Origin of the sequence: Trinickia sp., assembly GCF_051961175.1 — a bacterium.
Taxonomy (GTDB): domain Bacteria; phylum Pseudomonadota; class Gammaproteobacteria; order Burkholderiales; family Burkholderiaceae; genus Trinickia.
Genome location: NZ_JBQCDN010000303.1, coordinates 1 through 2,389 on the forward strand (window position 1 = coordinate 1; position 2,389 = coordinate 2,389).

The following is a 2,389-nucleotide window of genomic DNA, read 5'->3' on the forward strand; positions in this document are numbered from 1 at the left end:
GCGGCAATGCTCCGTACGTTGAAGAACTGTACGAGCAATATCTAGATAACCCGGCGTCCGTCCCCGAAAACTGGCGCGAATACTTCGATGCGTTGCAAAACGTGCCTGCCTCGGACGGCAGCGCGGCAAGCGACGTGGCCCATGGCCCCATCGTCGAATCGTTCGCCCAGCGCGCGAAGGCCAATGCCTTCATCCCGCGCGAGGCCGCAGCAGGCGGGAATCTCGCCACCGCGCGAAAGCAAGTCCACGTCCAGTCGCTGATCAGCGCTTATCGCTTCCTCGGCTCCCAGTGGGCCAATCTCGATCCGCTCAAGCGCCGCGAGCGCCCCGCCATTCCCGAGCTCGAACCTGCGTTCTACGACTTCACCGAAGCCGACATGGACCAGACGTTCAGCGCGAGCAATCTCTATCTGGGATTCGAGCAAGCGTCGCTGCGCGACATCGTCAAGGGCCTGCGCGATACGTACTGCGGCACGATCGGCGCCGAATTCATGTACATCAGCGATCCGGAACAGAAGCGCTGGTGGCAGGAAAAGCTCGAATCGATCCGCGCCACGCCGGCTTTCACGGCAGATAAAAAGAAGCACATCCTCAATCGCCTGACGGCAGCCGAAGGGCTTGAACGCTACCTGCATACGAAGTACGTCGGTCAGAAGCGCTTCTCGCTCGAAGGCGGTGAAAGCTTCATCGCCTCGATGGATGAAGTCGTTCGTCACGCAGGCGCGAAGGGCGTGCAGGAAATCGTCATCGGCATGGCCCACCGCGGCCGCCTGAACGTGCTCGTGAACACCCTCGGCAAGATGCCGTCGGACTTGTTCGCCGAATTCGAAGGCAAGCACGTCGACGATCTGCCGGCCGGCGACGTGAAGTACCACAAGGGCTTCTCGTCGGACGTCGCCACCGATGGCGGCCCCGTGCATCTGTCGCTCGCGTTCAACCCGTCGCACCTCGAAATCGTCAACCCGGTGGTCGAAGGCTCGGCCAAGGCGCGGATGGATCGCCGCGGCGACGACAACGGCTTGCAAGTGCTGCCCGTGCAGATCCACGGCGATGCGGCTTTTGCGGGCCAGGGCGTCGTGATGGAAACGCTGAACCTCGCGCAAACGCGCGGCTACGGCACGCACGGCACGCTGCACATCGTCATCAACAATCAGATCGGCTTCACCACGTCCGATCCGCGCGATGCGCGCTCGACGCTGTACTGCTCGGACGTCGTCAAGATGATCGAAGCGCCGGTGCTGCACGTGAACGGCGACGATCCCGAAGCCGTCGTGCTGGCCACGCAGATTGCGATCGATTTCCGGATGCAGTTCCACAAGGATGTCGTGCTCGACATCGTCTGCTTCCGCAAGCTCGGTCACAACGAGCAGGACACACCGGCTGTGACGCAGCCGCTGATGTACAAGAAGATCGCCCAGCACCCGGGTACGCGTGCCCTGTACGCTGAAAAGCTCGTGCAGCAAGGCGTGATCACGGCTGAAGACGGCGAAAACTTCGTCAAAGCCTTCCGCCAGGCGATGGACGAAGGCCACCATACGATCGATCCGGTGCTCTCGAACTATAAGAGCAAGTATGCCGTCGATTGGGTGCCGTTCCTGAACCGCAAGTGGACCGATGCGGCCGATACGGCTGTGCCGCTGGCCGAGCTGAAGCGTCTGGCCGAGCGCATCACGACGGTGCCCGAGAATTTCAAGGTGCACCCGCTTGTCGAGCGCGTCGTGAACGACCGCCGTGCGATGGGCCGTGGCGAGGCGCCGCTTGATTGGGGTATGGGCGAGCACCTGGCATTCGCCTCGCTCGTCGCATCGGGCTACGCCGTGCGTCTGACGGGCCAGGATTCGGGCCGCGGCACGTTCACGCACCGTCACGCGGTGCTGCACGATCAAAACCGTGAGCGCTGGAACGACGGTACGTACATTCCGCTGCAAAACGTGGCGGAAGGGCAAGCCAAGTTCACGGTGATCGATTCGGTGCTGTCCGAAGAAGCCGTGCTCGGCTTCGAATACGGCTACTCGACGGCCGAGCCGAATACGCTCGTCGCCTGGGAAGCGCAGTTCGGCGATTTCGTCAACGGCGCGCAAGTCGTGATCGACCAGTTCATCTCGTCGGGCGAAGTGAAGTGGGGCCGCGTTTCCGGTCTCACGATGCTGCTGCCGCACGGCTATGAAGGCCAAGGCCCCGAGCACTCGTCGGCGCGTATCGAGCGCTTCCTGCAGCTGTGCGCCGAGCACAACATGCAAGTCGTTCAGCCCACGACGCCCGCGCAGATCTTCCATCTGCTGCGCCGTCAGATGATTCGGTTGTTCCGCAAGCCGCTCATCGTCTTCACGCCGAAGTCGCTGCTGCGTCACAAGGAAGCCGTGTCGGATCTGTCCGAACTGGCCAACGG

At 62.5% G+C, this 2,389-nt stretch carries 1 protein-coding gene; it reads left to right on the forward strand.

What is annotated here, in order from left to right; genetic code table 11:
- Window positions 1–2,389 (forward strand): 2-oxoglutarate dehydrogenase E1 component (locus ACTHL0_RS18300; protein WP_440568246.1); only part of this gene is annotated, 2,389 nt, incomplete at both ends.